Below are 25292 nucleotides of genomic sequence, written 5' to 3'. Positions count from 1 at the left end.
ATCGTCCTATCCGTAGGTGTCGCGGGGCCCCCGGCCGCGCACCGAGCGCGGGCCCTTCTTCCAGCTGGGGGCCGTCGGTCCGACAACGCGCAACCGGGTCACGACGTCCCCGCCGACCTGCGCGCGCAGCTTGCCGAGGATCGACGGGGCCAGCAGCCGCAGCTGGGTGGCCCACGCCGTGGACTCGGCCACCACCAGCAGCTCGCCCTCGGTGAGGGTCTGCGGCCGGCAGTGCGAGGCGATCTCGGGACCGACGAGCGCGTCCCACCGTCCGAACACCGAGCCCACCCGGGTGTGCCGCGACCAGTCCTGCTCGGTGACGAGCGAGTCGACCAGCCGCCCCAGCGGCTGCGGGTCGTCGGCGCCGGGGCGCGGGCCGGTCCAGGTTCGCCGCGGCCCCGCGATCCGTCGCCGGGTCGGCTGCGGGCGCGCGGCCGAGGCGGCCCGCGCGGCCTCCAGAGCGGCACGGGCGATGTCGCTGGGTCGGGCCGGCCGCTCGTCGCTCACGCGTCCTCCACCCCGTCACCGATCTCCTCGAGCACCGTCACCGCGCCGTCGCCCACCTGGACCCGGGCGCCGCGCAACTCGGCCGGCACGTCCTCGAGCACGGCGGCGGTGATGAGCGTCTGCTCCGCCGAACGAGCCACGGACGCCAGGGCCGCACGCCGCTCGGAGTCGAGGGTCGCGAAGACGTCGTCCAGGATCAGGATGGGGTCCTCGCCCTCGGCCCTCAAGAGAGCGAAGGTGGCCAGTTTCAGCGCCAGCGCCAGGGACCACGACTCGCCGTGGCTGGCGAAGCCCTTCGCGGGCGCCGGGCCGAGGTGGATCACCAGGTCGTCGCGGTGGGGGCCGACCAGGGTGACGCCGCGGTCCAGTTCGTCGCCACGGCGCTCGGCGACCCGCTCCCGCATCGCGGCGGTGAGCTCGGCCGCCGGCGGGATCGGGGTCGCCGGACCGATCGGCGTCCCGTCACCGGCCGCCGGCACGGTCGAGGAGTAGCCCAGCGCCGCGGGGACGGCGTCCGCTCCGGCCACGTCGGCGTAGGCGCGCGCCATGTGCGGGCCCAGGTCGGCGACCAGCTGGAGCCGCGCGGCCAGCAGCTGCCCGCCGAGGTCGGTGAGGTGGCCGTCCCAGACGTCGAGGGTCTCGATGGCCTTGCCGCGCGCCATGCGGGCGGTCTTGAGCAGGGCGTTGCGCTGCTTGAGCACGCGGTCGTAGTCGGCGCGCACGCCGGCCAGCCGCGGTGTCCGGGTGACGAGGAGCTCGTCGAGGAACCGGCGACGCTCCGTCGGATCGCCCCGCACGAGGGCGAGGTCCTCCGGAGCGAACAGCACGGTGCGGACCAGGCCGAGCAGCTCCCGGGGACGGGGGAGGGGAGCACGGTTGACCCGGACGCGGTTGGCCCGCCCGGGGTTGATCTCGAGCTCGACGAGCAGCTCGCGGTCCCCCCGGCGCAGCGCCGCGCGGATCACCGCCTGCGCGTCGCCGTGGCGCACCATCGGCGCGTCAGACGAGACGCGGTGGCTGCCCATGGTGGCCAGGTAGCCGACCGCCTCGACCAGGTTCGTCTTGCCCTCGCCGTTGCGTCCGACGAACACCGTCGGCCCCGGGCGCAGGGCGAGGTCGACCCGTTCCCAGCTGCGGAACGACCCGAGCTGGAGGTGCCTCACGTACACGACGCGAGCATCCCGCGGTGACGTGCTGGAGCGGCCCCCCTGCAGGGTCCCGCCGCGAGCCTGCGAGTGGTGGGGGGCAGGGGGGTCCTTCCATTCACGCCGGCTTCTCGGCCTCCTGCGCCCGCACCGCCTGGACGGCGTGCCCGCCGAACTGGTTGCGCAGCGCGGCGACCGCCTTCATGGTCGGCGAGTCGTCCTGCCGCGAGGAGAAGCGGGCGAACAGCGACGCCGCGATCGTCGGCATCGGCACGGCGTTCTCGATGGCCTGCTCGACGGTCCACCGCCCCTCGCCGGAGTCCTCGGCGTAGCCGCGGATCTTCTCGAGCGTCGGGTCCTCGTCGAGGGCCCGCACCAGGAGGTCCAGCAGCCACGAGCGGATGACCGTGCCCTGCGTCCAGGAGGCGACGACGCCGGGGACGTCCTCGATCAGGTCGACCGCGGCGAGCAGTTCGTAGCCCTCGCCGTAGGCCTGCATCATCGCGTACTCGATGCCGTTGTGGACCATCTTGCTGAAGTGCCCGGCACCGACCGGACCGGCGTGCACGAAGCCTGCCCCGGGCATCTCCTGGCCGGACTCGTCCTGCGGCGCCGGTGGCTTGAGCGCGTCGAAGATCGGCTGGACCTTGGCGACGTCGTCGGTGCTACCGCCGACCATGAGCGCGTAGCCGTTCTCCAGGCCCCACACACCGCCGGAGACGCCGGCGTCGATGTAACCCAGCCCCTTCTCGCGGAACAGCACGTCGTGCACCTGGTCGTCGGTGTACTTCGAGTTGCCGCCCTCGATGACGACGTCGCCGGGGCTGAGCAGCTCGCTGAGCTCCTTGACCGTCGCCCGGGTCGGCTCGCCGGAGGGGACCATCACCCACACCACGCGCGGTGCCGAGAGCGCCTCGACCAGGCCCGGCAGGCTGTCGACGTCGCGCTTCGGTGACGACCGGTCGTACCCCACGACCTCGTGACCGGCGCGGCGCAGCCGCTCGGCCATGTTGCCGCCCATCTTGCCCAGACCGACCATCCCCAGCTGCACGACGTCGTCCCCTCTCAGCGGATCCCGGAATCGGTACTTCATCGTGCTGGCCGCGGCTGCAACGTGCGACAGCGGCCTACTGGCGGGTTTCACCCCGGCAGGCGCACCGGCATGATCAGGTAGCGGTAGCTGCCGGGCCGCTCGGCCGGCCCGGTGGGCTGGTCGTCGGTGCCCGGGTCCTCGACGCCGGAGAGCACGGCCGGCTTGAGCGGGCTGACGAAGTCCATCCGTGCCCGCTCGGTGTGCACGGCGGCCAGGCCGTCGAGCAGGAACGTCGGGTTGAAGCCGATGGTCAGCGGCTCGCCGTCGAACTCGACGTCGCAGCGTTCCTCGGCCTGCCCCTCGTCATCGGTGCCGCCGGCCCGCAGGGTGACCTGGCCGGGGGTGAACTCGCAGCGCAGCGGCGTGCCGCGCTCGGCGACCAGGGCCACGCGCTTGGCCGCGTCGGTGAACAGCGCGACCGGCAGGATCGCGTGCGCGTTCGACTCGCTGGGCATGATCGCCCGGTACTTGACGAACTCGGCGTCCAGCAGCCGGGTGGTGGTCTGCCGGTCCTTGCCGGAGAGCCCGAGGATGCCCTCACCCGAGCTGCCCGACGACAGGGACAGCACGATCTCCGGTCCGCTGGTGAGCGTCTTGGCGGCGTCGGCCAGCGTCCGCGCCGGCACGAGGACGGCGGCGGAGGTGCCCGGGGATTCCGGTCGCCAGGCGAACTCGCGGACGGCGAGGCGGTAGCGGTCGGTCGCGGCCAGGGTGATCAGGTCGTCCTCGATCTCCAGCCGGACGCCGGTGAGCATCGGCAGGGTGTCGTCGCGTCCCGCGGCGACGGCGACCTGCCCGACCGCCTCGGCGAACACGTCGCTGTCGACGATCCCGGCCGACGACGGCATCGACGGCAGGGACGGGTAGTCCTCGACCGGCAGGGTCGGCAGGCTGAAGCGGGCGTTGCCGCAGGTGATCGACAGTCGCGGCCCCTCGGCGGTGACGTCGACCGGGTGCGGCGGCAGCGACCGGGTGATCTCGGCCAGCAGCCGCCCGGGCACCAGGACGCGGCCGTTCTCGGTGGTCTGCACGTCGACCTCCGCGCGGGCGGAGACCTCGTAGTCGAAGCCGGACACCGACAGCGAACTGCCCTCGGCCTCGAGCAGGATCCCGGCCAGGACCGGGACCGAGGGCCGGGCCGGCAGGCTGCGCGCCGTCCAGGCGACGGCGTCGGCGAGCACCTCACGTGCCACCCGGAACTTCATCTCTCGACCCACCAATGCTCTGTCCGCTCCCGGGGGAGACGCCGTCGACGGGCGCCGTCCGTGGACCGCGGAACTCCTTCACTCCTGTGCGCGCGATGCCGGACACCTGGCGGCTCCGGCGGTCGTGCGGTGCTCATCGTGCCTGTTGCCCGCCCCTGGGGGGAAACCCCGTCCCCGCCGATGGCCTCTCAGGGCCTCCGGAGCACCTCTGACCGCACGATCCCCACCCAGAGTGTGGTTCAAGGATTCCTCGATATAACTCCCTCATCTTCGTCATCACAGGTGTGGAAGCTGGGGATCGGGGCCCTTCGCGCAGGTCAGCGGTCGAATGGGGCTGTTGGCCGGCTGTGGGGCGGTGACCGGTGTCCTGTTGTCGACATGTGGATGACTCGACCGTTGTGCACCGCGGCGGCCGACCGTCCACCCCCTGTCCCCTGCGTGCCCCCCGCCCGTCCCCAGGGATTCCCAGGACCCGGTGTGGGGCGGCGCGGGCGTGCGGCGGCCGGTGGCGTCCCGGATCGGCAGGTTCCGGTATCGGCGCAGGTCAGATGCCCGTTCCGGGCCGGAGTCGGGTGCGTGCGGCGAAGGTGCGACCCGCGGCGGGCGGCGGGGCCGATGACCTCCGGTGACCCGGCGGACACGAGATCTCCCCAACCTGTGCACATTCCTGGGGACAACTTCTCGATGTGTCGACCATGGTCACGGTCCGGACAGCGACGACTACGCGGCGACACCGGGAGAGCGTGGTGTCCATCGGCTGCCCACACCTGTGGACAAGTCGACGGATAACTCCCCCGGCATCGTCACTGCCGGGCGCGGCTCTTGATCCGGGCGGTGAGCTCGGTGACCTGGGTGTACGTGGCCCGGCGCTCGCTCATCAGGTTGGTGATCTTCTTGACCGCGTGCATGACCGTCGTGTGGTCCTTGCCGCCGAAGGACGCACCGATGCGGGGCAGCGACAGCTCGGTGAGCTCCCGGCACAGGTACATCGCGATCTGACGCGCATTGACCAGCGTGCGGCTGCGGTTGCTGCCCTGGAGCTCCTCCATCGTCACGGAGAAGTACTCGGCCGTCGCCGCCATGATGATGGCCGCGGTGATCTGCGGGCCCTGCTCGTCGCTGATCAGGTCCTTGAGCACCAGTTCGGCCAGCGGCAGGTCGACCTGCTGCTTGTTGAGGCTGGCGAACGCGGTGACCCGGATGAGGGCCCCCTCGAGCTCCCGGATGTTGGTCTGCACCTTGCTGGCGATGAACTCCAGCACCGGGTCGGGCACCTGCAGCCGCTCGCCCCACGCCTTCTTGCGCAGGATCGCGATGCGCGTCTCGAGGTCGGGCGCCTGGACGTCGGTGATCAGGCCCCACTCGAAGCGGGTGCGCAGCCGGTCCTCCAGCGTCGTGAGCTTCTTGGGCGCGCGGTCGGAGGTGATCACGATCTGCTTGCTGGCGTTGTGCAGCGTGTTGAACGTGTGGAAGAACTCCTCCTGCGTGCGCTCGGCCCGCTCGAGGAACTGGATGTCGTCGATCAGCAGGAAGTCGATGTCCCGGTAGCGACGGCGGAAGTCCTCGGCCCGGCCGGAGTGCACCAGGTTGATGAACTCGTTGGTGAACTCCTCGGTGCTGACGTAGCGCACCTTGACGTTGGGGAACATCCGCGCCGCGTAGTGCCCGATCGCGTGCAGCAGGTGGGTCTTGCCCAGCCCCGACTCGCCGTAGATGAACAGCGGGTTGTACGCCCGCGCCGGCGCCTCGGCGACCGCCACGGCCGCGGCATGGGCGAACCGGTTGCTGTTGCCGATGACGAAACTGTCGAAGACGTACTTGGGGTTCAGACCCGGGTCGAGCCCGGCCGGGCGACCACCCTCGGGACGGCGTCCGCGCGCCGGGCCCGCGCCACCGTTCCCGCGCCGTTCGCCCGCCGCGTCGACGTCGAAGGGGAGGACGTCGGCCGAGCGCTCGTCCGCGCCGCCCCAGTCCCGGCCACCGGACATGCCGCCGGCGGGGTCCCCTCCCCAGGTCGTGGTGCTCCAGTCCTCCGGGGCGCCCCGGTCGACGGGGCGGTGCACCGGCGGGGCGTCGACGGCGCGCAGCTCCCGCGGCTCGCTCTCGGCGCGGGGGGAGGGCTCGGCGCCCTCGCGGTCCCACGGCGGCGTGCGGACGGCGTCGGTGCGCACGCCGAACGCGCTGCGCCCGTCGTCGGCCCGGTCACGGGTGGCCCGGTCCTCCTCCGCCCGCCGAGCCTCCAACGCGGCCTCGGCGGCCGACCACGGGCGGCGGATCGGCTCGTCGTTCCGCTCGTCCTCGCCCGGCCCGGCGGGGGCGTCCTCGATCTGGACGGCGACCCGGATGTCACGGCCGAAGCGTTCGGACAGCGCCTCGGCCAGCACCCGGCGCATCCGCGACTCGAGCACGGTCTGGGTGAACTCGTTCGGCGCGGCCAGCACGGCGGTGTCCTCCACCAGGCCCAGCGGCCGGGTGAGGTTCAGCATCGCGTTCTGCTGCGGGGACAGGCTGGTGGCCAGTCGCTCACGGATCTGGTCCCAGACCGTGGCCAGGTCCAGCGTGGCATCGGCCATGCGACTCGTCCTCCCGTTGCATTCGTCCCCCGGCCGCTCCCGGACGCGCGCGTCCACCGCCGGATCCCCCCACTGTGGATACACGCACGCTCATGTTCCACATCGCTGTCCACAGGCTGTGCACGGCTGGCGAGGATCTGCGCCGGCTTCGCACCCAGCGGGGCGGTGACCGGCATCGTTGCTGGTCAGAGGCCGTTCCGGGCGGAAGATCGGGCAGTACGGCGGTCGGCTGACCGACGGGGTCGGCCCACGCGTTGTGACCCTGACGTCCAACGCGGAGCGACGGCGACGCTAACAGCCCCGTCCACAGCCCGGCAACGATGACCGAGGTCCGTCGAGGGGAGGACGGCGAGTCGGATGCGGCGCGTCGCCGCCGGGGCCGGCGTCCCCGGGTGGACCATGGGCGGTCGGGATCCGGCCGGGCACCGGCCGGCATCCCTCCTCGGTTATGCTGGTCGGAGTCTGTGGACGGTTCCGGTCGCTCCCCTGCCCTGTGCAGGGGTGTGCGGTGCGCGATCCGGCCCGCAGGAAACCAGCTTCCGGGGGTGCCGGGGCCGTAGCGGTTCGCCGTTCGCGCCGGCTTCCCTGCGCGCACCCGTCCGCCGATGGGTGTGCACCGTCGATGTCGTGTAGTGGGAGTACCTCGTGAGCAAGCGCACGTTCCAGCCGAACAACCGCCGCCGGTCCAAGACCCACGGCTTCCGGCTGCGTATGCGCACCCGCGCGGGCCGGGCGATCCTCGCCGGTCGCCGCCGCAAGGGTCGCGAGAAGCTCTCCGCCTGAGGTGTTGCCCGCGCAGGCACGCCTGCGCCGGCGTCCGGAGTTCACCGCGGTCGTCCGGTCCGGTCGGCGTGCCGGTCGTCCGACCATGGTGCTCCACTACCTCCCCGTCCGGCCCGAGCCGCTGGGCGCTATCCCCATGACGTCGCGGTCGGCGACAGGTGCCGCGACGGCGTCGCCGTCCGGTGCCCGGGCCGGTTTCGTCGTCGGCAAGGCCGTGGGCAACTCGGTGGTCCGTCACCGGGTGACCCGGCGGCTGCGGGCGGTCGTCGGCGCCGAGCTGCACCGCCTGCCCCCCACGGCCGACCTCGTGGTCCGGGCGCGGCCCGAGGCGGCGACGGCGCCGTCGGCGGTGCTGCACCGCGACCTCCACGCCGGTCTCGACCGCCTGCTGCCCGAGCGGGTGACCGGCCCGTGACGACCACCCGCCGGCCCGTGCGCCGGGCGCTGCTGGCCGTCATCGCCTTCTACTCCCGGGCGATCAGCCCCGCGCTGCCCCCGCGGTGCCGCTTCTACCCGACGTGCAGCGCCTACGCCGCGGAGGCGATCACCCGGCACGGCGCCGGGCGGGGCAGCTGGCTCGCACTCCGCCGGCTGGTCAAGTGCGCCCCCTGGCACCCTGGCGGCGTCGACCTCGTCCCCGGCACCGAGCGCGACCTCGGCGCTCCCGGCGACCTGACCACCCACCGAGCCACCCCGGCCGCCTCGCGCCGGGCCCCGCACGAGGAGCCCTCCGTTGCTTGACTGGCTGTACACCGGGATCGCCTTCGTGATGAAGGCGTGGCACGCGCTGTTCTCCACCTTCCTCGATCCCGCCGGCGGCATCACGTGGGCGCTGTCGATCATGTTCCTGGTGGTCACGGTCCGGCTGATTCTGTTCCCGCTGTTCGTGAAGCAGATCAAGTCGCAGCGGGCGATGCAGGAGCTGCAGCCGGAGATCCAGAAGCTGCGCAAGCAGTACGGCAGTGACCGCCAGGGCATGAGCCAGGCGATGATGGCCCTGCAGAAGGAGCGCGGGGTCAACCCGCTGGCCGGCTGCCTGCCGATCCTCCCGCAGATCCCGGTCTTCCTGTCGCTGTTCCACGTCCTGCGCCGGCTGGCCCCTGGCAAGGACGGGCTCTACAGCTGGTCCGACGAGCTGACCGACCAGGCGGCCAAGGCCGAGCTGTTCGGGGCGCCGATCTCCTCGTCGTTCAACATGACAGGGCCGAAGGAAGCGGCGATCCTCGGCCTCGACGGCGTCACCTACGGCGGCATCCGGGTCGTGGCGGTCGTCCTCATCGTGGTCATGTGCATCACGACCTTCGTCACGCAGAAGCAGATCATGCGCCGCTCCGGGCCGGTCGAGGGCCAGGCCGCGATGGTCCAGAAGGTGCTGCTCTACGGCATGCCGCTGAGCCTCTTCGTCACCGGCTTCTTCTTCCCGATCGGCGTCCTCCTGTACTGGACGACGAACAACCTGTGGACCCTCGGCCAGCAGTTCTTCATCCTGCGCAAGCTGCCGCCGCCCGGGTCCCCCGCCGCGAAGGCGAAGGCGGCCGCGGACAAGCCGGCCATCGACCCGAAGACGCTGGCTCCCAAGCCGGGCGCCAAGCCGGTCCGTACCAAGCCCGGCCGCCCGGCTCCCGTCGACGGTGCCGTGTCGGACGTGCCCTCCGACACCGGCTCGACGTCGTCCAACGGCTCGGGTAGCCCCGGCAAGGGCGCCGCCAGCCGCTCCCCGGGAGGGAAGAGCGGCTCCGCGCCGGCCAACCGGGGCAAGCGCAAGCGCCGCTGACCCCCGACGTCGTGCGCGACGTCCCGCCGGCGCCGCCGGCCAACGACCACCGGGCCCGTCCCGGCCGCCGCTCCGATCTGGAGGAACCCCGTGAGTGCCCCGCAGCAGCCGTCCATCGAGGCCCCGCCGTCACGTGACGAAACCGCCGCCGAGGGCGCGACGCCCCCCGGCGCCGCCTCTCCCGCAGTACCCGCCGCCGACGCGGCGAGTGACGACTCCCTCGTCGAGCGTCGTGAGTCCGGGGCGGGTGGGGCGGATGAGGTGGACGGTGAGGATGCGTCCGACGACCTGCTCGTCCGCGAGGGCGACGTGGCCGGTGACTACCTCGAGCGCCTGCTCGACATCCTGGACGTGGACGGCGACATCGACCTCGACGTCGAGGGCGACCGCGCGTCCGTGGCGATCGTCGGCGGCCGCCTGAACGATCTGATCGGACCCGACGGGGCCACCCTCGAGGCACTGCAGGAGCTCACCCGCCTCGCGGTCGCCCAGTCCACCGGCGTCCGCAGCCGGCTGATGCTCGACGTCGGCGGCTTCCGGGCCAAGCGCCGGGCCGACCTCTCCTCGCTGGCCGCCGAGACCGCCGGCCGGGTCGCCCAGAGCGGCCAGCCCGAGCGGCTGAGCCCGATGAACCCGTTCGAGCGCAAGGTCGTGCACGACGTCATCGCCGGGGTCGCCGGCGTGCACAGCGAGTCGGAGGGCGAGGAGCCGAACCGCCGAGTCGTGGTCCTGCCCGACAAGTGACCCGCCCCGCGCCCACCCCCGGGACCGCACCGCCGCCGCCCCCGGCGGCGGCGGCCGTCTTCGGGGACGCCCTGCCGCTGGCCGAGCGCTACGTCGCGCTGCTGGCCGGCGACGGCGTCGTCCGGGGGTTGATCGGGCCGCGTGAGGTGCCGCGACTGTGGGAGCGCCACGTCCTCAACAGCGCGGCCGTCGCGGAGGCCGTGCCCCAAGGCGCACGGGTGGTGGACGTGGGCAGCGGCGCCGGCCTGCCCGGCATCCCGCTCGCCCTGGCCCGTGCCGACGTCACGCTCACGCTGGTCGAACCGATGGCGCGGCGCGTGGAGTTCCTGGAGGAGGCTCTCGGCGACCTCGCCGGGGGGCCCGGCGTCTGCGGAGGCGTCGACGTCCGCCGCTGGCGGGTGATCCGCGGGCGCGCGGAGGACCGCGCGGTGGTGAGCGCGGTCGGGCCGGTCGACGTCGTCACCGCCCGGGCCGTCGCCCCCCTCCCCCGGCTGGTCGGCTGGTGCCGCGGGTTGCTGCGACCGGGCGCCCAGCTGGTCGCCCTCGTCGGCGCGAAGGCGGTCGAGGAGCTGCCCGGGATGGTGGCCGAGCTGACCGCCGCGGGCATGCGGGACGTGCACACCCGGGCTGTCGGTGCGGAGCTCGGCGACGCTGCCACTACCGTGGTGGTCATGACGCGTGGATCGCGGTGACGGCCTCTCCCCGGAGAGAACACGAACCTTGTTCCACGTGGAACCGGTACAGCAACCCGACTCCGTTTCACGTGGAACGGCAATGATTCACCGTGCACTGCAGGAGGGACCCGCGATGACCGACCCGGGCGAGAGGTTGCGGAGCAGTCTCGCCGCCGACCAGTCATCCGGTCCGTCGTACGGCTTGGCGGATTTCGACAGCCCGATCGCGATGGAAGCCCTGCGCGCCACCCGCGTGCTGCACGCCGCCGACCAGGAGCCCTTCCCCGCACCCGGGCGCATCCGGGTCATCACGATCGCCAACCAGAAGGGCGGCGTCGGGAAGACCACCTCCACGGTGAACCTCGGCGTCGCGCTCGCCCTCTACGGGCTCCGCACCCTTGTCATCGACCTCGATCCGCAGGGCAACTGCAGCACGGCTCTCGGTGTCGAGCACACCGTCGGCACCCCCTCGGTCTACGACGCCCTGGTCGGCGACAGCACCCTGGCGGAGGTGGTCCACCCGACGACCGCCAGCCCGCTGCTGCGCTGCGTCCCGGCCACGATCGACCTCGCCGGTGCGGAGATCGAGCTCGTGTCCGTCGTCGCCCGCGAGCACCGGCTGCGGCGGGCGATCGAGGCGCACATCTCCGCGCTGCCCCCGGACGAGCGGCCGCACTACGTGCTGATCGACTGCCCGCCGTCGCTGGGGCTGCTCACGCTCAACGCCCTGGTCGCCGGCGACGAGGTGCTGATCCCGATCCAGTGCGAGTACTACGCACTGGAGGGCCTGGGTCAGCTGCTCTCCAACATCGACCTCGTGCGTGCCCACCTGAACCCAGGGATCGCCGTCCGCACCATCCTGCTGACGATGTACGACGGGCGGACCAAGCTCGCCGACCAGGTCGCCGACGAGGTGCGCAACCACTTCGGCGAGCTCGTGCTGCAGGCGGTCATCCCCCGCAACGTCCGGGTCTCCGAGGCGCCGGGCTACGGCCAGTCGGTGCTCACCTACGACCCCGGGTCGCGAGGCTCGACCAGCTACGTGGAGGCCGCCCGGGAGCTCGCCCAGCGCGGCGTGAGCATGCGCCCGCTGGATCGCCCGTCGGCGGGCGTCAGCGCGGCACCGGTGGCGACGCTGAGCGTCAGCGATCCCGTCATGTCCGACGTCGCCACCGCGGACGCGGCCACGACGCGGGAGAGCCAGTGAGCACGACCGTCCCCAAGGAGGACCAGTGACGAAGCGCGGCGGTCTCGGGCGTGGTCTGGCGGCCCTGATCCCCACCGGCCCACCCCCGGAGCCGGCCCCTGCAGCTGCCCCCGCGGCGTCGGTCGAGCCCGCGCGGGACGGGGCGGCCGACGAGCGCGAGGCCGCCGCCCCGGCGCCGTCGCCGGTCAGCCTGGTGCCTCCGCCGGTCGAGCCGGCTCCGGCCGCCTCGCCGGCGGCCGCTCGGCCTGTGGAGGACGGCGCGGTCGGCGTGCCCGGTGCCCGGCTGCTCGAGGTTGCCGTCGACGACGTCGTCCCGAACCCGAAGCAGCCACGGCAGGTCTTCGACGACGAGGCGCTGGACGAGCTCACCCACTCGGTGCGCGAGTTCGGCCTCCTGCAGCCGATCGTCGTGCGCGAGCGGGTTCTCGACGACGGGCGGGTCGGCTACGAGCTGATCATGGGTGAGCGGCGACTGCGGGCCGCCCGGGCCGCAGACCTGGAGACCGTGCCGGCGATCGTCCGGGACACGACCGACGACGCCCTGCTGCGCGACGCGCTGCTGGAGAACATCCACCGGGTGCAGCTCAACCCGCTCGAGGAGGCCGCGGCCTACCAGCAGCTGCTGGAGGAGTTCGGCGCGACCCACGAGGAGCTGGCCAGCCGCATCGGCCGCAGCCGCTCGCAGGTGACGAACACGATCCGGCTCATGAAGCTGCCGGTGAAGGTGCAGACCCGGGTCGCCGCCGGCGTCATCTCGGCCGGGCACGCCCGGGCCCTGCTCGGACTGCAGGACGCCGAGGCGCAGGACGCGCTGGCCACGCGGATCGTCGCGGAGGGCATGTCGGTCCGGGCGACCGAGGAGGCCGTCGCGATGGCCGCCGCCGAGCAGCCGACGGCCAAGCGCCGGACGCGGCGGATCTCCGCGCCCGGGGTCGAGGAGCTGGGCTCGCGACTGTCGGACCGGTTCGAGACCAAGGTGAAGATCCAGATCGGGCGGGCCAAGGGACGCATCGTCGTCGAGTTCGGATCGGTCGACGACCTGCAGCGCATCATCGGCGTCATGGCGCCGGAGATCACCGGACGTCGTCCCGAGGCCTGACGGGCCCGCCCGCAAGCACCCGACCTGATTTCGTCACTGACGAAGTCAGGTCGGGATGTCGATCAGCAGCGCGGGGCCTCAGCCGGCGGTGCTCGCTTCCCGGCGGGCGAGCAGGCGGGCCAGTACCTCGCCGAGCTCGTAGCCGGCCGTCTCGACCGCCATGGGGAACATCGACGTCTCGGTGAGCCCCGGGGAGACGTTCACCTCGAGGAAGTGGACCTCCCCGTCGGGGGTGACGATCGCGTCGGTCCGGGACAGGTCGGCGAGGCCGAGCTCCTCGTGCACTTGGACGGCGAGTGCGGCTGCTCGCGCGGCGACGTCCTCGGGGATGCGGGCCGGGACGTGGTACTCGGTCAGACCGGGCGTGTAGCGGGACGTGTAGTCGAAGACGCCCGACTCGGGGACGATCTCGACAGCCGGCAGGGCCTGCGGGCCGTCGCCGAGGTCGATCACCGACAGCGCCAGCTCGACACCCTCGACGAACCGCTCGACCATCACGGTGTCGCCGTAGGCGAAGCAGCTGACCATCGCCGCGGGGAGCTCCTCGAGGCGGCTGACCTTCTGCACGCCCAGCGCCGACCCGCCCGAGGCCGGCTTCACCATCAGCGGGAGACCGAGCCGGGCCACCATCAGGTCGAGGACCGCTCCGGCTCCCAGTTCGCGGAACGTGCTGTGCGGGAGCGCGACCCAGTCCGGGGTCATGAGTCCGGCCGAGCGGACGACGGACTTCGCGGCGGGCTTGTCCCAGGCCAGCCGGCAGGCCGCTGCCGGGGAACCGACGTAGGGCACCCCGGCCAGGTCGAGGACCGCCCGGAGGGCGCCGTCCTCCCCCGTCGCGCCGTGCAGGGCGATGAAGACCGCGTCGGCGGGCGAGGCGGCCAGCCCGGGCAGGAGGTCGGCGTCGGCGTCGCGGATCTCGGCGTCGACGCCGGCCCGGACCAGCTCCTCCCACACCTGGGTGCCCGACGACAGGCTGACCTCGCGCTCGAACGTGAGTCCGCCGGCCAGCACGACCGCGCGCAGCGGGTGCGGCTCGGTGCCGTGGGCGCTCGCGGGTGCGGCTGCTTCGGTCATTCCCGCCCGTCCTCGTATCGGTCGCTGTTGGCCGGGCCCACGATCGTCTCGGCCTCGTGCCCGGCCCCCGGCCGCCCGATCGCCCGGAAGGTACCGGTGTCGACCGCGTCGAAGGTGGAGTGCAGTTCCAGCTCGGCCTCGATCACCCGGGCCAGTCTCCGGACCCCCTCGCGGATCTGGTCGGGCTCCGGGAAGCAGTAGGACAGCCGCATGTACTCGCGGCCGTTGCCGTCGGCGAAGAACCCGATGCCGGGCACGTACGCCACGAGGGAGTTCACCGCGCGCGGCTGCATCAGCTTGGCGTCGAGCCCGTGGGGCAGCTTCAGCCAGACGTAGAAACCGCCCTCCGGCCGGGTCCACGCGGTGCCTGCCGGCATGAGGGCCGCCAGCGACTCCAGGGCCGCGTCCCGCCGCTCGCGGTACAGCTCGGTGAACAGCTTGATCTGCTCCCGCCACGGCTGGGTGTCCAGGTACCGGGCCACGGCGTACTGGGTGAGCGACGGCGGGCAGAGGACCTGCGCCTCGGTGGCCAGGACCAGCTTCTCGCGGACGGCGAGCGGCGCGAGCACCCACCCGACCCGCAGACCCGGGGAGAAGGTCTTGGAGAAGGAGCCGAGGTAGATGACCCGCTGGTTGTTGCGGGCCCGCAGGGCGCGCAGGGGCTCGTGCTCGAAGCCGAGCAGGCCGTAGGGGTTGTCCTCGATGATCAGCAGGTCGTGCTTCTCGGCGAGGGCGATGATCGCCTCGCGGCGGGGCTCGGAGAGCGTCACGCCGGCGGGGTTGTGGAAGTTGGGCACCGTGTAGAGGAACTTCACCCGGTCGCCGTTGGCGCGACAGTCGGCGAGCGCTTCCTCCAACGCCTCCGGGATCAACCCGTGGTCGTCCATCGCGACGTGCCGGACGCGGGCCTGCGCGGCTTGGAAGACGCCGAGGGCGCCCACGTACGACGGGCCCTCGGCGAGGATGACGTCGCCCGGGTCGACGAACACCCGGGTGACCAGGTCCAGGCCCTGCTGGGAGCCGACCGTCACGACGACCTCGCTGGGCGAGGCGTCGGTGATGCCCTCCAGCGCCATCACGTCGCAGATCCGTTCGCGCAGGCGGGGATCGCCCTGGCCGGAGCCGTACTGCAGGGTCTGCGCGCCCATGCCGGAGACGAGTTCGCCGATCATCGAGCCGACGGCGTCCAGGGGCAGGGCGGTGACCGCGGGCATGCCGCCGGCCAGCGAGACCACCTCGGGCCGGCTGACGACGGAGAAGAGGGCGCGGATCTCCGAGGTCTTCATCCCGTGCGTGCGTGCTGCGTACCGGTCGGCCAGCGGGTCCAGCCGCGGATGGCGCGGCACGACGTGGGGATGCGCACCGTGGGTCAGGTGCGTCCCGCTCTGACCGGAACCGGCGGAAGGGCCGGACGGGGTGGGGGCCACCTTGACGAGTGTAGGCAGGCCACCTCGCCGTTCCCCGACGACACCGGCCGCCGCCCTGCGAGGTGCCGTGCCGAGTGGGCCCCGGAGGGGTCCGCGCAGGCGCGGCAACAGGGGCTCAGCGCGGCTGGGGGGCGGCCGTTGGTGGCGGTGAGCCGCCCTGCGAGGTGTCGTGCCGAGTGGGCCCCGGAGGGGTCCCGAAGGCGCGACAGGAGGGGCTCAGCGCAGCTGGGGAACGGCGGTTGGCGGTCGTGAGCCGCCCTGCGAGGTTGTCGTGCCGAGTGGGCCCCGGAGGGGTTCGCGCAGGCGCGACAGGAGGGGCTCAGCGCAGCTGGGGAACGGCCGTTGGTGGCGGTGTCGTCCGGAGGACGACAGATCAAATAGCCGGGAGCACGAACGTCCCGGTGGGCGGATCGGCCTCGGCCGGGAGGTAGAGGCGCTGGACGGCGGCGAGGACGGCGTGCGCGATGGCGCTGCGCAGCCGGGCGTCGAGCAGTAGCAGCCGGTCGACGGGATGCGAGAGGTAGCCGCAGTCGAGGCGGACCGCCGGCATGCGGGTCATCCGGAGCAGGTCCCACGTCTTGGGGTGCGAGCCGAGGTCGAGCATGCCGGTGCGGGCGATCACCTCGCGGCGGGCCAGGTTGGCGAACTGCTCCCCGACGGTGGAGGAGACGCCCGAGCCGGTGCCGTAGTAGTAGCTGGCCACCCCGCGGGCGTGCTCCGAGCCGTGGGAGTCCAGGTGCAGCGAGACGAACAGGTCGGCGCGGGCGTCGTTGGCGAAGGCGGTGCGCTCGGCCAGGGACGGGTTCTGGTCCCGGCCCCGGGTCAGGAAGACCATCGCGCCGGCGGCCGCGAGCCGGCCCTCGATGCGGGAGGCCAGGTCGAACACCAGGTCGGCCTCCGTGGTCTCGCCCTGGGTGAATCCCGCCTCCTCACCTCCGTGACCCGGGTCGACGACGATCCGCCGTCCGATCAGGTGCGGGCCGCTGTCGACGAGCGACGCGCTCTGCCGCAGCAGCTGGGGGCGGCCGCCGGTGACCTTGCGGCCCAGCTGGCGCAGGGCCCGCAGCGTGGCCGGCCCGCAGGTGCCGTCCGAGGTGAGGCCGTAGTCGCGCTGGAAGGCCCGCAGGCCCAGCTCGGTCTCGGGGCCGAGGATGCCGTCGGCCCGGCCGGCGTCGTAGCCGAGCTCCAGCAGCCGCTCCTGCAGGCTGGTGACATCGTCGCCCCGCATGGGCCGTTCGGGGTCGTAGCGGAGCAGCCGGTCGCCCAGCGACCAGCGGGCCTCCGACAGCGCCCGGTAGGTCTCCTCGCCCACCCGGCCGTCGACGGAGAGCCCGCGGACCTGCTGGAAGTGGCGGACGGCGACCTCTGTCGCGTCGTCGAACTCGGCGGACTCCAGGCTCTCGCCCTCGGTCATCGGGACGTCGTCGGGCAGCAGGCCGAGGATGCGCAGGGAGACCTGGACGTCGGCCACCGCCGGACCCCGGTCCCCCACCCTCAGGGGCTGCATGCGGCTGTCGGTTCCCATCGTGCGCCGATTGTCGTCCCCTCTCCCCGTTCCGGCCCATCGGGGTCCAGCGACGCCGAGGGCCCACCCGCCTGGGGAGACGGATGGGCCCAACGGGACGTCCTAGGACGGGCTCCCTGCAGGGGCAGGGAGGTCCTTTCAGATGAAGTCGGCGAGGTCGTTGAGGATCGCGCCCTTCGGCTTGGCGCCGATGATGCTCTTCACGGGCTTGCCACCCTGGAAGACGGTCATGGTCGGGATCGACATGACCTGGTAGTCGCGGGCGATCTGCGGGTTCTCGTCGATGTTCAGCTTCGCGATCGTGAGCTTGTCGCCGTGCTCGGCGGCGATCTCCTCGAGCACGGGAGCGACCATCTTGCACGGGCCGCACCACTCCGCCCAGAAGTCGACGAGGACGGGCTTGTCACTGCCCAGCACGTCGCTCGCGAAGCTGGAGTCGGTGACCTTCACGGTGTTGCCTGCCATGGAAACGCTCTCCCTCGGGGGTTCTGGCTGCTCGGTGTGACCTGCTCGGTTCAACCGGTCGGGCGGTCGATGTATGCCCAGGGCCCTTCCCCGTCGCGGGGAGGGCACGGGTTCCTTCTTCAGCGCTCGTCGAAGGTCTCGGCGAGCCAGCGCTCGGCGTCGATCGCGGCCGCCGCACCCGTACCGGCCGAGGTGATGGCCTGGCGGTAGATGTGGTCGACGACGTCACCGCAGGCGAACACGCCGTCGATGTTGGTGCGGGTGGTCGGGTGCTCGACCTGGATGTAGCCGGAGTCGTCGAGCTTGAGCTGGCCGGCGAAGAGCTCGCTGCGGGGGTCGTGACCGATCGCGACGAACACGCCCGTCACCGGCAGGGTCTCGGTCGTGCCCGAGGCGAGGTCGGTGAGCTCCACTCCGTCGACGGTGGTCTCGCCGAGCACGTCGGTGACCTGCTTGCCCAGTGCCCAGCGGATCTTCTCGTTGTCCTGGGCGCGCTTCTGCATGATCTTCGAGGCGCGCAGCTCCGCCCGCCGGTGCACGACGGTCACGCTCTTGGCGAATCGGGTGAGGAAGGTGGCCTCCTCCATCGCGGAGTCGCCGCCCCCGACGACCACGATGTCCTGGTCGCGGAAGAAGAACCCGTCGCAGGTGGCGCAGGCCGAGACGCCGCGGCCGAGCAGCCGCGCCTCGTTGTCCAGGCCCAGGTACCGGTACTTCGAGCCGGTGGCCACGATGACGGCGTGGGCGCGGTGCACCTCGTCGCCGACTTTGACGATCTTCGGCTCGGCGGTGAGGTCGACCTCGGAGACGTCGCGCGGGACGAGCTCGGCGCCGAAGCGCTCCGCCTGGGTGCGCATCTCGTCCATGAGGGCGGGACCCTGGATGCCGTCGCGGAAGCCGGGGAAGTTCTCGACCTCGGTGGTGGTCATCAGCGCGCCACCGAACTGCGAGCCCTCGAACACCAGGGGGTGCAGGTTCGCGCGCGCGGCGTAGACGGCGGCGGTGTAGCCGGCGGGACCCGAGCCGATGATGATCAGGTCACGGACGCCGTCGTGCTCGGCGGGCGGGATGGCCGGATCGGAGATCTCCTCCGTCGTCACCGCGGGGCCGGGGGTCGGGTGGTCTGTCACGGGCGGCACAACCCCGATCGTAGGGGCGGCATTCCCCGCCGTCAGGTCGTCCCCCCGGCTCGGGGGTCCGCCCGGCCCGGGGTTCGGCGGGCTCAGCCGGCCGACAGCACCTCGACCTCGGCGAGGTCGGCGGAGAACCCGTCCCCGCCCTCCACGAGCCCGGTCACCCAGACCAGCACGTAGCGGGCGGTGGTGGCCTCGTCGAAGGCGAACTCCGTGGTGCCCTCGATCGTGCCCGATCCCGCGGTGGCGTAGCTGTCGAGCTGACCGTCGGCGGAGTCGCCGGTGCGGATCTCGACCGTGGCACCCGACGTGGCGGAGGTGACGGTGACGCCGGCGAGCGACTGCTCGGACCCGAGGTCGTAGAGCACGCCCACGCCAGGCTTCAGGTTGCCGAAGGCCGGTGAGCCGCGGTAGGTCAGCGTCGTCCAGCTGGTCGCCGGGTCGCCGTCGAAGGACTGCGGCACATCGGAGTCGTTCTCCGGCTCACCGTCGCCGAACGGGTCGAAGACCGCGGCCTCGGCGATCTGCACCGGGTCGCCGGCGGCCACGGGCTGCTCCTCCGCAGGGGCGCTGCTGGTGACCCCGCCGCCCGTCGGCGTCGAGCCGACGTTGTCGTCGACCGAACCGGTCACCGACAGCACGGTGGTGCCGATCCACCACGCGAGGGCGATGACGACGACCAGCGCCAGCACCGGCAGCCCCACCACGAGCAGGCGCCGGCGAGGGGTCGTGACGTCGGACTCCTCGGTGATCGGCCCCGCGTCGGTGTACGGGCCGCTGCGGTACTCGTCGACCTCGTCGTCGCTGAGGACGCCGAAGGGCTCCTCGTCGTACCGGTCGTCGTCATCCCGGAAGTCGTAGCGGGAGTAGCGGTCGTCGTCACCGGTGTCGCGACCGGACGCGGAGGCGTCCTCGTCGGCGTCCGCGGAGTGCCGGGGCGGGCCGGACGGCGGAACGGCCGTCGGGGCGGCGTAGGCGCCGGCCCGTGGGGCGACGGTGGACGCGTCGATGGTGTCGCCGCCGAGGGCCGCCGGTGGCAGGGGCTGCCCGGTCGCCCCGACCGGCCGCACCGGCGGGACGGGCGGCAGGGTCTGCGGGTCCCGGCGCTCGGGCGCCGCCTCGGGGGCGCTGCCGGCCTCGGGCGTCCCGGCGACGGTCGCGGCGAGCTGCCCACCGGAGGCGGCCGCGGCGGTGCGGCGGTCGCGGATCCGGCGTCGCCAGCCGCCCTCGCTCTCCTCGGGGGCGCGCTGCGGCTGGGTCGAGACAGACATGGCCGAACGCGGGCGCTCCTTCAGCAGGGCCACCATCGCGGCGACGCTGGTGATGGCCTGGCCCGGCTCGGTGGAGCGCGCGCGGCGGACCAGCGCGAGCAGGTCGGAGGAGCCGGTGAGCGGGCGGGGCTGCTCGCCGTCGCCGGAGGGCAGCCCGGTGAGGCAGGCCTCGAGCAGCGAGCCCAGCGCCGCGACGTCGCCGTCGACGGTGCCGGTGGCCGCGGGCACGGCCCGCAGGCCGACGAGGCCGTTGGGCCGGAGGACGACGTTGTCGGTGGTCAGGCCGCCGACGGCCAGCCCGACCCGGTGGGCCTCGGCGACGCCCTCGGCCAGGCGGCGGAGCACCGTGCGGACGTCCCGCTCGGGCAGCGGTCCGCGGGCCAGCCGCTCGGTCAGCGTCTCGCCGTCGATCCACTCGTTGACGACGTAGGCGGCGCCCCCGGGGGTGGTCGGGTCGCCGGTGCCCTCGGAGGCGTCGTAGACCATCGCGAGTGCCGGGGTGGCCAGGCCGCCGGCGGTCAGCGCCCGGGTGATCCAGGCGTGCGCGGCGGGGCCGGCCGGGGTGTGCACGCGGATGGCGACGTCGCGGTTGAGGACGCGGTCCTTGGCCCGCCAGCAGCGGATGACGCCCGTGGGAGTCGGTTCGTCGGGACCCACCTGGTCCAGTGGCCGGTAGCGGTCGGGGAGGCCGGTGGTCGTCGACGTCATCGACACTGTCGACCCCCTGTCCTGGTCCAGCCGCCGGCGCGAGCGCTCCGGCGTGGATGCGTGCTCGGGTTCCCCGGTCATCCGCGCCCCGATCGGGACCTGACCGCGGCCAGGGGCTCCCTGATCTCGGGGACACGGGTGACCACGAGACCTGCGAGAGCCGCGCCGCCGATGACCACGGTACCGACCAGCACCGTCACGAGCGACCCTGCGGTGGACGTGCCGAGCAGGTCGTCGGTGAGTCTCACCACCAACCACCCCACCAGCCCCGCCACGATCGAGGCCAGGGCCATCCGCCCGACCGGTCCGAAGGTCTCGCGGCCGCGGAGGCCGCCCAGCCGCTTGCGCAGCGCGAGGTCGCCGATCGCCCAGCCGGCCAGATAGGTGATGCTGGTGGCCAGCATCAGTCCGGCGACGACGTGGCGCGGCTCCACGACCGCCGGGACGGCGATCAGCAGCGGCACCCGGACGGCCACCATGCCCAGCTGGATCAGGGTCGGCGTCCGGGCGTCCTTCATGGCGTAGAAGACCCGCAGCTGGAGCAGGGTCACCGCCATGGGCAGCAGGCCGAACGCCCCGACGGCCAGTGCCGTGCCGATGCCTTCGGCCTGCTCCGCCGACGTCGCGCCCCGCGCGAACGCGAGGATGCCCAGGGCCGGCCCCAGCACGACCAGCGCGGCGGTGACCGGCAGCAGGCCGAGTGCGGAGAGCCTGGTGCCGAGGGACAGGTCGTCGACGACGCCGGGGACGTCGTGCCGGGCCGCGGCGCGGCTCATCCGCGGCACCAGGGCGGTCAGCAGGGCCACCCCGATGATCCCGTAGGGCATCTGGAACAGCAGGCTCGCGTTGGCGAAGGCGAGCGAGCCCAGGCCGCCCTGCCGTCCCGCCTCGTTCGCGATCCGCATCGCGACGACGACGCCGATCTGGCTCACCGCCACGTAGCCGATCACCCAGAGCGAGAGCGTCCCGGCCTCGCGCAGCCCGGTGTTCTTCAGCCCCCACCGCGGCCGGAGCGGCACCCCGGCCCGGCGCAGCAGCGGGAGCAGCACCAGCGCCTGGACGGCGATGCCGAGCGTGGTGCCGAGGCCCAGCAGCCAGACCTGGCCCGGGGTGATGGTCGCCGGCGTGAGCTCCCCCGGGCCGGAGGCGGCGATGAACAGCAGCCCGGTGAGGATGACCACGACGTTGTTGAGGACCGGGGCCCAGGCCGGCGGGCCGAACACGTCTCGCGAGTTGAGGATCGCCTGGGCGAGCGCGCCGATGCCGTAGAACACGATCTCGACCAGCAGGATCCGGGCCAGCCAGTTGGCCAGGTCGACCTGCTCGGGGTCGTCGCTGATCCCGTAGAGCCGGGTCAGCAGTGGTGCGACCAGCACCGCGAGCAGGGTCACCGCCACCAGGGCGGCCGTCGCGAGGGTGGCCAGGCGCTGGGCGTACCCGGCCCCGCCGTCGCGGTCGCGCTCCTGGGCGTGCACCAGCAGCGGCACGATGACCGAGGTCAGGACGCCGCCGAGCAGCAGCTCGTAGACGATGTTGGGCAGCGTGTTCGCCGTGTTGTAGGCGTCGCCGACCAGGGTGACGCCGATCGCGGCGACCAGCACCATCGTGCGCAGCAGCCCGGTGATCCGGGAGACCAGCGTCGCGACCGCCATGGTCCCGGCGGCGCGCAGGATGTTCCGGCTGGCCCCGGGAGCGCCCTCGCGCGCTGCGACGTCGTCCCCGGACCCCCCGGGCTCCCCGGGCGCCTGCGTGGGCACCGGCGGGAGGGACGTCATCACCTGGGTGTCGTCGGCGGCGGCCGGCACCCACTGCCGGCGCGCTGCCGGTGGCGGGATCGGCGGCAACGGCCGGGCGGGCGTGACCTCCTGTGCCTCGGCGGCGGGTGGTGGTGCCGGCGGCGCGGCGTCGTCCGGCCCCGGGAACGGTGCGGAGGGCGGCGGCGCGGCCCGGTAGGGCGGCGGCGGGAGATCCCGCCGAGGCGTCGGGGCCGGCCGCGGCGGGGGTGGCGGTGCCGGGAGGCGGTCGGGCCGCACCTCGTCGTCGGCGGTCACACCGGGCTCCGGGTCGGCGGCTGGGCCACGACGGTGTCCTCGGCTGCGGGGCCCGCGGCGGCGGCGCGGCGCCGGCGGAGGACGAACAGGACGAGACGGCGGAGGAACAGCAGCCCGAGCAGCGCGGCCGCCCCGATCGTGATGATCAGCGAGATCGGCCCGTACGCGGTGCTCTTCACCTGCAGGTCCACGCGGGAACCGAGCGGACCGCCGCTGGGGGTCGTCAGCGTGGCGCTGACGGCGAACCCGCCGGACTGCCGGACCTGTGTGGGCACCTGCAGCGTCGTCCGCTCCCCGGGGGCGAGGATCTGCGGGCCGATGTCGCCGATCGACAGGCCCCGGTTGCCGCGGACGCGCAGTTCCAGCAGCACCTGGACGGTGAAGGGCAGCTCGTTGTTCACGGTGAGCACCAGCGGGGCGTCGCTCGACGCCAGGCTGTACGTCCCGTCGGCGGGCGCGAGCAGGGTCACCCTCGAGCGGAGCCGGTCCATGGTGGATCGGACGTCCCGTGCCGCTTCGCGGAACCCCTCGGGGTCGTCGCGCCACGCGACGGAGGTGGCCCGTGCCACGCCGGAGTCGTAGGCCTGCAGGGCGGCGTCCGCGTCGCCGACGACGGCGGCGGCGAGGTCGTCGCGGGTGGCGACCGCGTCGGTGACGTCGCCGAGACCGGCGGGGTCGAGCAGGACGGCGTCCCTGGGCTCGGCCACCTCGCCCGCATCGGCGGGCGTCCCGGCGGCGAGGCCGGCGACGGTGCCCGGCCGCAGCCACGCCAGGCCCGCGGTGTCGCCCAGCATCGCGCCGGCGCCGTCGGGTCCGGCGTCGATGTCGCGCGGCGGGGCGACGAGGACCGTCGGCGTCGCACCGAGCGGGGCCTGCAGGGTGATCAGGGCCAGCTCAGCCAGGTAGCGCTGCTCGGCCAGGCGGGCCCCGCCGGGCGTGTGCTCCGCCTCGCCGGCGACCCCGCCGAGCGTGCTGTCGGCCACCAGCACGTCGAGCGGCCCGCCCGGGGTGGTCACCTGGCTCCGGACCGTGGCGGTCGTGCCGTCGACGCCCGCGGCGCGCGCCCCTCCGGTGAGCCCGTCGGTGCCGAGGACGGCCCGCGTGACCCCGTGGGCCTGCAGCGTCGCCAGCGTCGCCGTGCGCGCTGTGCCGCCCGCCGGCCAGACGAGATCGGTCCGTGGCTCGACCTCGAGTGCGTCGGTCAGGATCCGCGCACCAGGCCCCGGCGAGGTGACCCCGTCGGCGGCGTCCTGGCCGGCGCCAGGAGTGGGAGTGGGAGTGGGGGGCGTGGTGGCGTCCCCGGGCGCTGCCTCCCCGGTGGGGTCGCCGGGCTCGTCCTCGCCGGCCGGCACGGGTCCGGGCAGGCTGCGGAGCACCACGTCGGTGAGGCCGGCGGCGTCCAGCGCGTCGGCATCGACGTCGCCGTAGGGCAGCGCGACGACGGGGTGATCGGCGGCGAGCTCCCGGAGCCGGTCGAGGAACGCGATGGCGGCGTCCGTGCCGGTGCCGGCGTCGTCCTCGCCGCCGACGTCGTACGGGCCTGCGGCCATGACGGTGAGCTCCTCCACGAGCGCCGGATCGATGGCCAGGGTGACCGGCACGGTGGGCACCGGACGGCCGTCGGGGCCCGGCGTGTCGGGGAGGCGCTCGATCACCGACAGCGCGCGGTCGAGCCGCCCGCCGTCGGAGACCACGGCGGCCAGGTCGTCGTCGACGAAGTCGCCGCTCGCGTCGCGGTGGGTGCGCTCGACCACCGGCCACAGCCAGGCGACCGTGGTCGGGGTGGCGGGGAGGACGGACTGCTGGATGACGAACGTCGCCAGTTCACCGACCCGCCGCCGCTGGTCACCGTCGACGGTGCCGTTGACGTTGAGCAGGACCGGGTAGACGCCGTCGGTGACCAGCTGCAGGTCCGCCGAGGGGATCGTGTAGTCGAAGTCCAGTTCGCCGCCGGGCTCGAGCTCGCCGGGGAGCTCCTCGAACACCGGCAGGACGGTGGTTGCCGGGTCGGGGTCCGCGGCGGCGGCGGCCAGCTCGGCGCGCGTCCGCATCACCTCGCCCCGCTGGAGCCGCATGCCGAGGTCGGTGATCGTCGAGTCGGTGGAGTTGGTCAGCGTCCCGGTCACCCGGACCGTCTGGCCGGGGGTCAGCGTGCGCGGCTCGAACCGGCCGACATCGATGCGGACCGGCCGGTCGGGGTCGGTGGCGTCGTCATCGCTCGGCGCGGCGAGCACCGGCACGAGCGGGGACGCCGCGGCGACGGACACGGCCGGACCGAGCGCCGCGACACCGAGCGCCGTGGCGAGCAGGGGGGCGACGGCGGCGCGGAGCAGCGCCGTCCGGGTCACGCCGTGTCGGCCAGCAGTGCGGGCGCGCGCTCGACCAGTGCCCGCTCGTCGGCGTAGGCCAGACGGCCGCTCAGCTCGTCGAGGGGCACCCAGGCGACCTCGGTCACCTCGATGTCGGCGTCGGAGAGGGCGCCTCCGATCGCGCGGAGCAGGAAGTGGTGCACGGTCTTGTGCACGCGGCGCCCGTCGGCGACGAACCAGAAGTCGATGATGCCGAGCGGGGCGACGACCTCGCCGATGATCCCGGTCTCCTCGGCCACCTCGCGGACGGCGGTGTCCTCCGGGGTCTCCCCCTCCTCGATGTGCCCCTTCGGGAGGGACCAGAGAAGGCGGCCACGACGGTCGGTGCGGCCGATCAGGGCAGCGCGGGGCCCGGTCACAGGGTCGTCGGCCACCACCAGGCCCCCGGCGGAGGTCTCGTCGACCCGGCGCAGCCGGCGGCCGGGGCGTCCACGTCCGCCCGTCCCAGCCATGCCCAGGAGGGTA

22 protein-coding genes are annotated in these 25292 nt (G+C 73.5%); 8 read left to right on the top strand and 14 right to left on the bottom strand.

What is annotated here, in order from left to right:
* Positions 1-6: 6 nt before the first annotated feature.
* From ABD644_RS17330 to dnaA, 5 genes are all read right to left on the bottom strand, one after another.
* Entirely contained in the window at positions 7-507 is a 501-nt protein-coding gene (locus ABD644_RS17330; protein WP_344690250.1) for a DciA family protein, read from the bottom strand.
* Positions 504-1670, bottom strand: coding sequence for a DNA replication/repair protein RecF (recF, locus tag ABD644_RS17325; RefSeq protein ID WP_344690249.1), 1167 nt, complete (start codon positions 1668-1670; stop codon positions 504-506). The genes ABD644_RS17330 and recF overlap by 4 nt, the downstream gene beginning before the upstream one ends.
* A 100-nt stretch (positions 1671-1770) precedes the next feature.
* The gene (gnd, locus tag ABD644_RS17320) at positions 1771-2703 is read right to left on the bottom strand and encodes a phosphogluconate dehydrogenase (NAD(+)-dependent, decarboxylating) (RefSeq protein WP_344690248.1); all 933 of its coding nucleotides are present in this window, start codon (positions 2701-2703) and stop codon (positions 1771-1773) included.
* A gap of 89 nt (positions 2704-2792) precedes the next feature.
* Positions 2793-3950 (bottom strand): DNA polymerase III subunit beta, encoded by a 1158-nt coding sequence (gene dnaN / locus ABD644_RS17315; protein WP_344690246.1) that lies wholly within the window; start codon positions 3948-3950, stop codon positions 2793-2795.
* An 803-nt stretch (positions 3951-4753) separates the two neighbouring features.
* Positions 4754-6523: a chromosomal replication initiator protein DnaA gene (dnaA, locus tag ABD644_RS17310; RefSeq protein WP_344690245.1), complete on the bottom strand. Its 1770-nt coding sequence runs from the start codon at positions 6521-6523 to the stop codon at positions 4754-4756.
* A gap of 645 nt (positions 6524-7168) precedes the next feature.
* On the opposite strand from dnaA, the gene rpmH reads away from it, so the two are divergent.
* The 8 genes from rpmH to ABD644_RS17270 all read left to right on the top strand — a co-directional run bounded on the left by rpmH (position 7169) and on the right by ABD644_RS17270 (position 12804).
* A complete protein-coding gene (gene rpmH, locus ABD644_RS17305; protein ID WP_040338882.1) occupies positions 7169-7306 on the top strand; it encodes a 50S ribosomal protein L34 in 138 nt (45 codons plus the stop codon).
* 1 nt (position 7307) lies between these two features.
* Positions 7308-7721: a ribonuclease P protein component gene (gene rnpA, locus ABD644_RS17300; protein ID WP_344690241.1), complete on the top strand. Its 414-nt coding sequence runs from the start codon at positions 7308-7310 to the stop codon at positions 7719-7721.
* Positions 7718-8047: a membrane protein insertion efficiency factor YidD gene (gene yidD, locus ABD644_RS17295; RefSeq protein WP_344690240.1), complete on the top strand. Its 330-nt coding sequence runs from the start codon at positions 7718-7720 to the stop codon at positions 8045-8047. The genes rnpA and yidD overlap by 4 nt, the downstream gene beginning before the upstream one ends.
* The gene (gene yidC / locus ABD644_RS17290) at positions 8040-9080 is read left to right on the top strand and encodes a membrane protein insertase YidC (protein ID WP_344690239.1); all 1041 of its coding nucleotides are present in this window, start codon (positions 8040-8042) and stop codon (positions 9078-9080) included. Before yidD ends, yidC begins: the two co-directional genes overlap by 8 nt.
* Positions 9081-9170: 90 nt before the next feature.
* Positions 9171-9824, top strand: a complete 654-nt coding sequence (locus ABD644_RS17285; protein ID WP_344690238.1) for a Jag family protein — start codon at positions 9171-9173, stop codon at positions 9822-9824.
* Positions 9821-10516, top strand: a complete 696-nt coding sequence (locus ABD644_RS17280; protein WP_344690236.1) for a 16S rRNA (guanine(527)-N(7))-methyltransferase RsmG — start codon at positions 9821-9823, stop codon at positions 10514-10516. Before ABD644_RS17285 ends, ABD644_RS17280 begins: the two co-directional genes overlap by 4 nt.
* A 115-nt stretch (positions 10517-10631) precedes the next feature.
* Positions 10632-11705 (top strand): ParA family protein, encoded by a 1074-nt coding sequence (locus ABD644_RS17275; protein WP_344690235.1) that lies wholly within the window; start codon positions 10632-10634, stop codon positions 11703-11705.
* A gap of 25 nt (positions 11706-11730) precedes the next feature.
* Positions 11731-12804 (top strand): ParB/RepB/Spo0J family partition protein, encoded by a 1074-nt coding sequence (locus ABD644_RS17270; protein ID WP_344690234.1) that lies wholly within the window; start codon positions 11731-11733, stop codon positions 12802-12804.
* A gap of 78 nt (positions 12805-12882) precedes the next feature.
* Here ABD644_RS17270 and ABD644_RS17265 read toward each other — a convergent pair whose 3' ends face one another.
* From ABD644_RS17265 to ABD644_RS17225, 9 genes are all read right to left on the bottom strand, one after another.
* Positions 12883-13878 (bottom strand): D-alanine--D-alanine ligase family protein, encoded by a 996-nt coding sequence (locus ABD644_RS17265; protein WP_344690233.1) that lies wholly within the window; start codon positions 13876-13878, stop codon positions 12883-12885.
* The gene (locus tag ABD644_RS17260) at positions 13875-15305 is read right to left on the bottom strand and encodes an aminotransferase-like domain-containing protein (RefSeq protein WP_344690232.1); all 1431 of its coding nucleotides are present in this window, start codon (positions 15303-15305) and stop codon (positions 13875-13877) included. The genes ABD644_RS17265 and ABD644_RS17260 overlap by 4 nt, the downstream gene beginning before the upstream one ends.
* Positions 15306-15678: 373 nt before the next feature.
* Complete coding sequence (locus ABD644_RS17255; protein WP_344690231.1) at positions 15679-16776, bottom strand: N-acetylmuramoyl-L-alanine amidase; 1098 nt, start codon at positions 16774-16776, stop codon at positions 15679-15681.
* A gap of 192 nt (positions 16777-16968) precedes the next feature.
* The gene (trxA, locus tag ABD644_RS17250) at positions 16969-17295 is read right to left on the bottom strand and encodes a thioredoxin (protein WP_344690230.1); all 327 of its coding nucleotides are present in this window, start codon (positions 17293-17295) and stop codon (positions 16969-16971) included.
* Between the two features lie 119 nt (positions 17296-17414).
* Positions 17415-18434: a thioredoxin-disulfide reductase gene (gene trxB, locus ABD644_RS17245; RefSeq protein ID WP_425547464.1), complete on the bottom strand. Its 1020-nt coding sequence runs from the start codon at positions 18432-18434 to the stop codon at positions 17415-17417.
* 83 nt (positions 18435-18517) lie between these two features.
* Positions 18518-20407 carry a hypothetical protein gene (locus ABD644_RS17240; RefSeq protein WP_344690229.1) on the bottom strand — a complete coding sequence of 630 codons (1890 nt, stop codon included), beginning with the start codon at positions 20405-20407 and terminating at the stop codon, positions 18518-18520.
* Between the two features lie 77 nt (positions 20408-20484).
* On the bottom strand, positions 20485-22458 hold the full coding sequence (murJ, locus tag ABD644_RS17235) for a murein biosynthesis integral membrane protein MurJ (RefSeq protein ID WP_344690228.1): 1974 nt from the start codon (positions 22456-22458) through the stop codon (positions 20485-20487).
* Positions 22455-24806 carry a DUF6049 family protein gene (locus ABD644_RS17230; RefSeq protein ID WP_344690227.1) on the bottom strand — a complete coding sequence of 784 codons (2352 nt, stop codon included), beginning with the start codon at positions 24804-24806 and terminating at the stop codon, positions 22455-22457. The genes murJ and ABD644_RS17230 overlap by 4 nt, the downstream gene beginning before the upstream one ends.
* Positions 24803-25279 carry an NUDIX hydrolase gene (locus tag ABD644_RS17225; protein ID WP_344690226.1) on the bottom strand — a complete coding sequence of 159 codons (477 nt, stop codon included), beginning with the start codon at positions 25277-25279 and terminating at the stop codon, positions 24803-24805. Before ABD644_RS17225 ends, ABD644_RS17230 begins: the two co-directional genes overlap by 4 nt.
* Between the last annotated feature and the right edge of the window lie 13 nt (positions 25280-25292).

This window comes from Blastococcus jejuensis (assembly GCF_039534705.1).
Taxonomy (GTDB): domain Bacteria; phylum Actinomycetota; class Actinomycetes; order Mycobacteriales; family Geodermatophilaceae; genus Blastococcus_B; species Blastococcus_B jejuensis.
The sequence above is the reverse complement of the archived record's forward strand: the minus strand, read 5'-3'. Positions and strand labels throughout refer to the sequence as shown.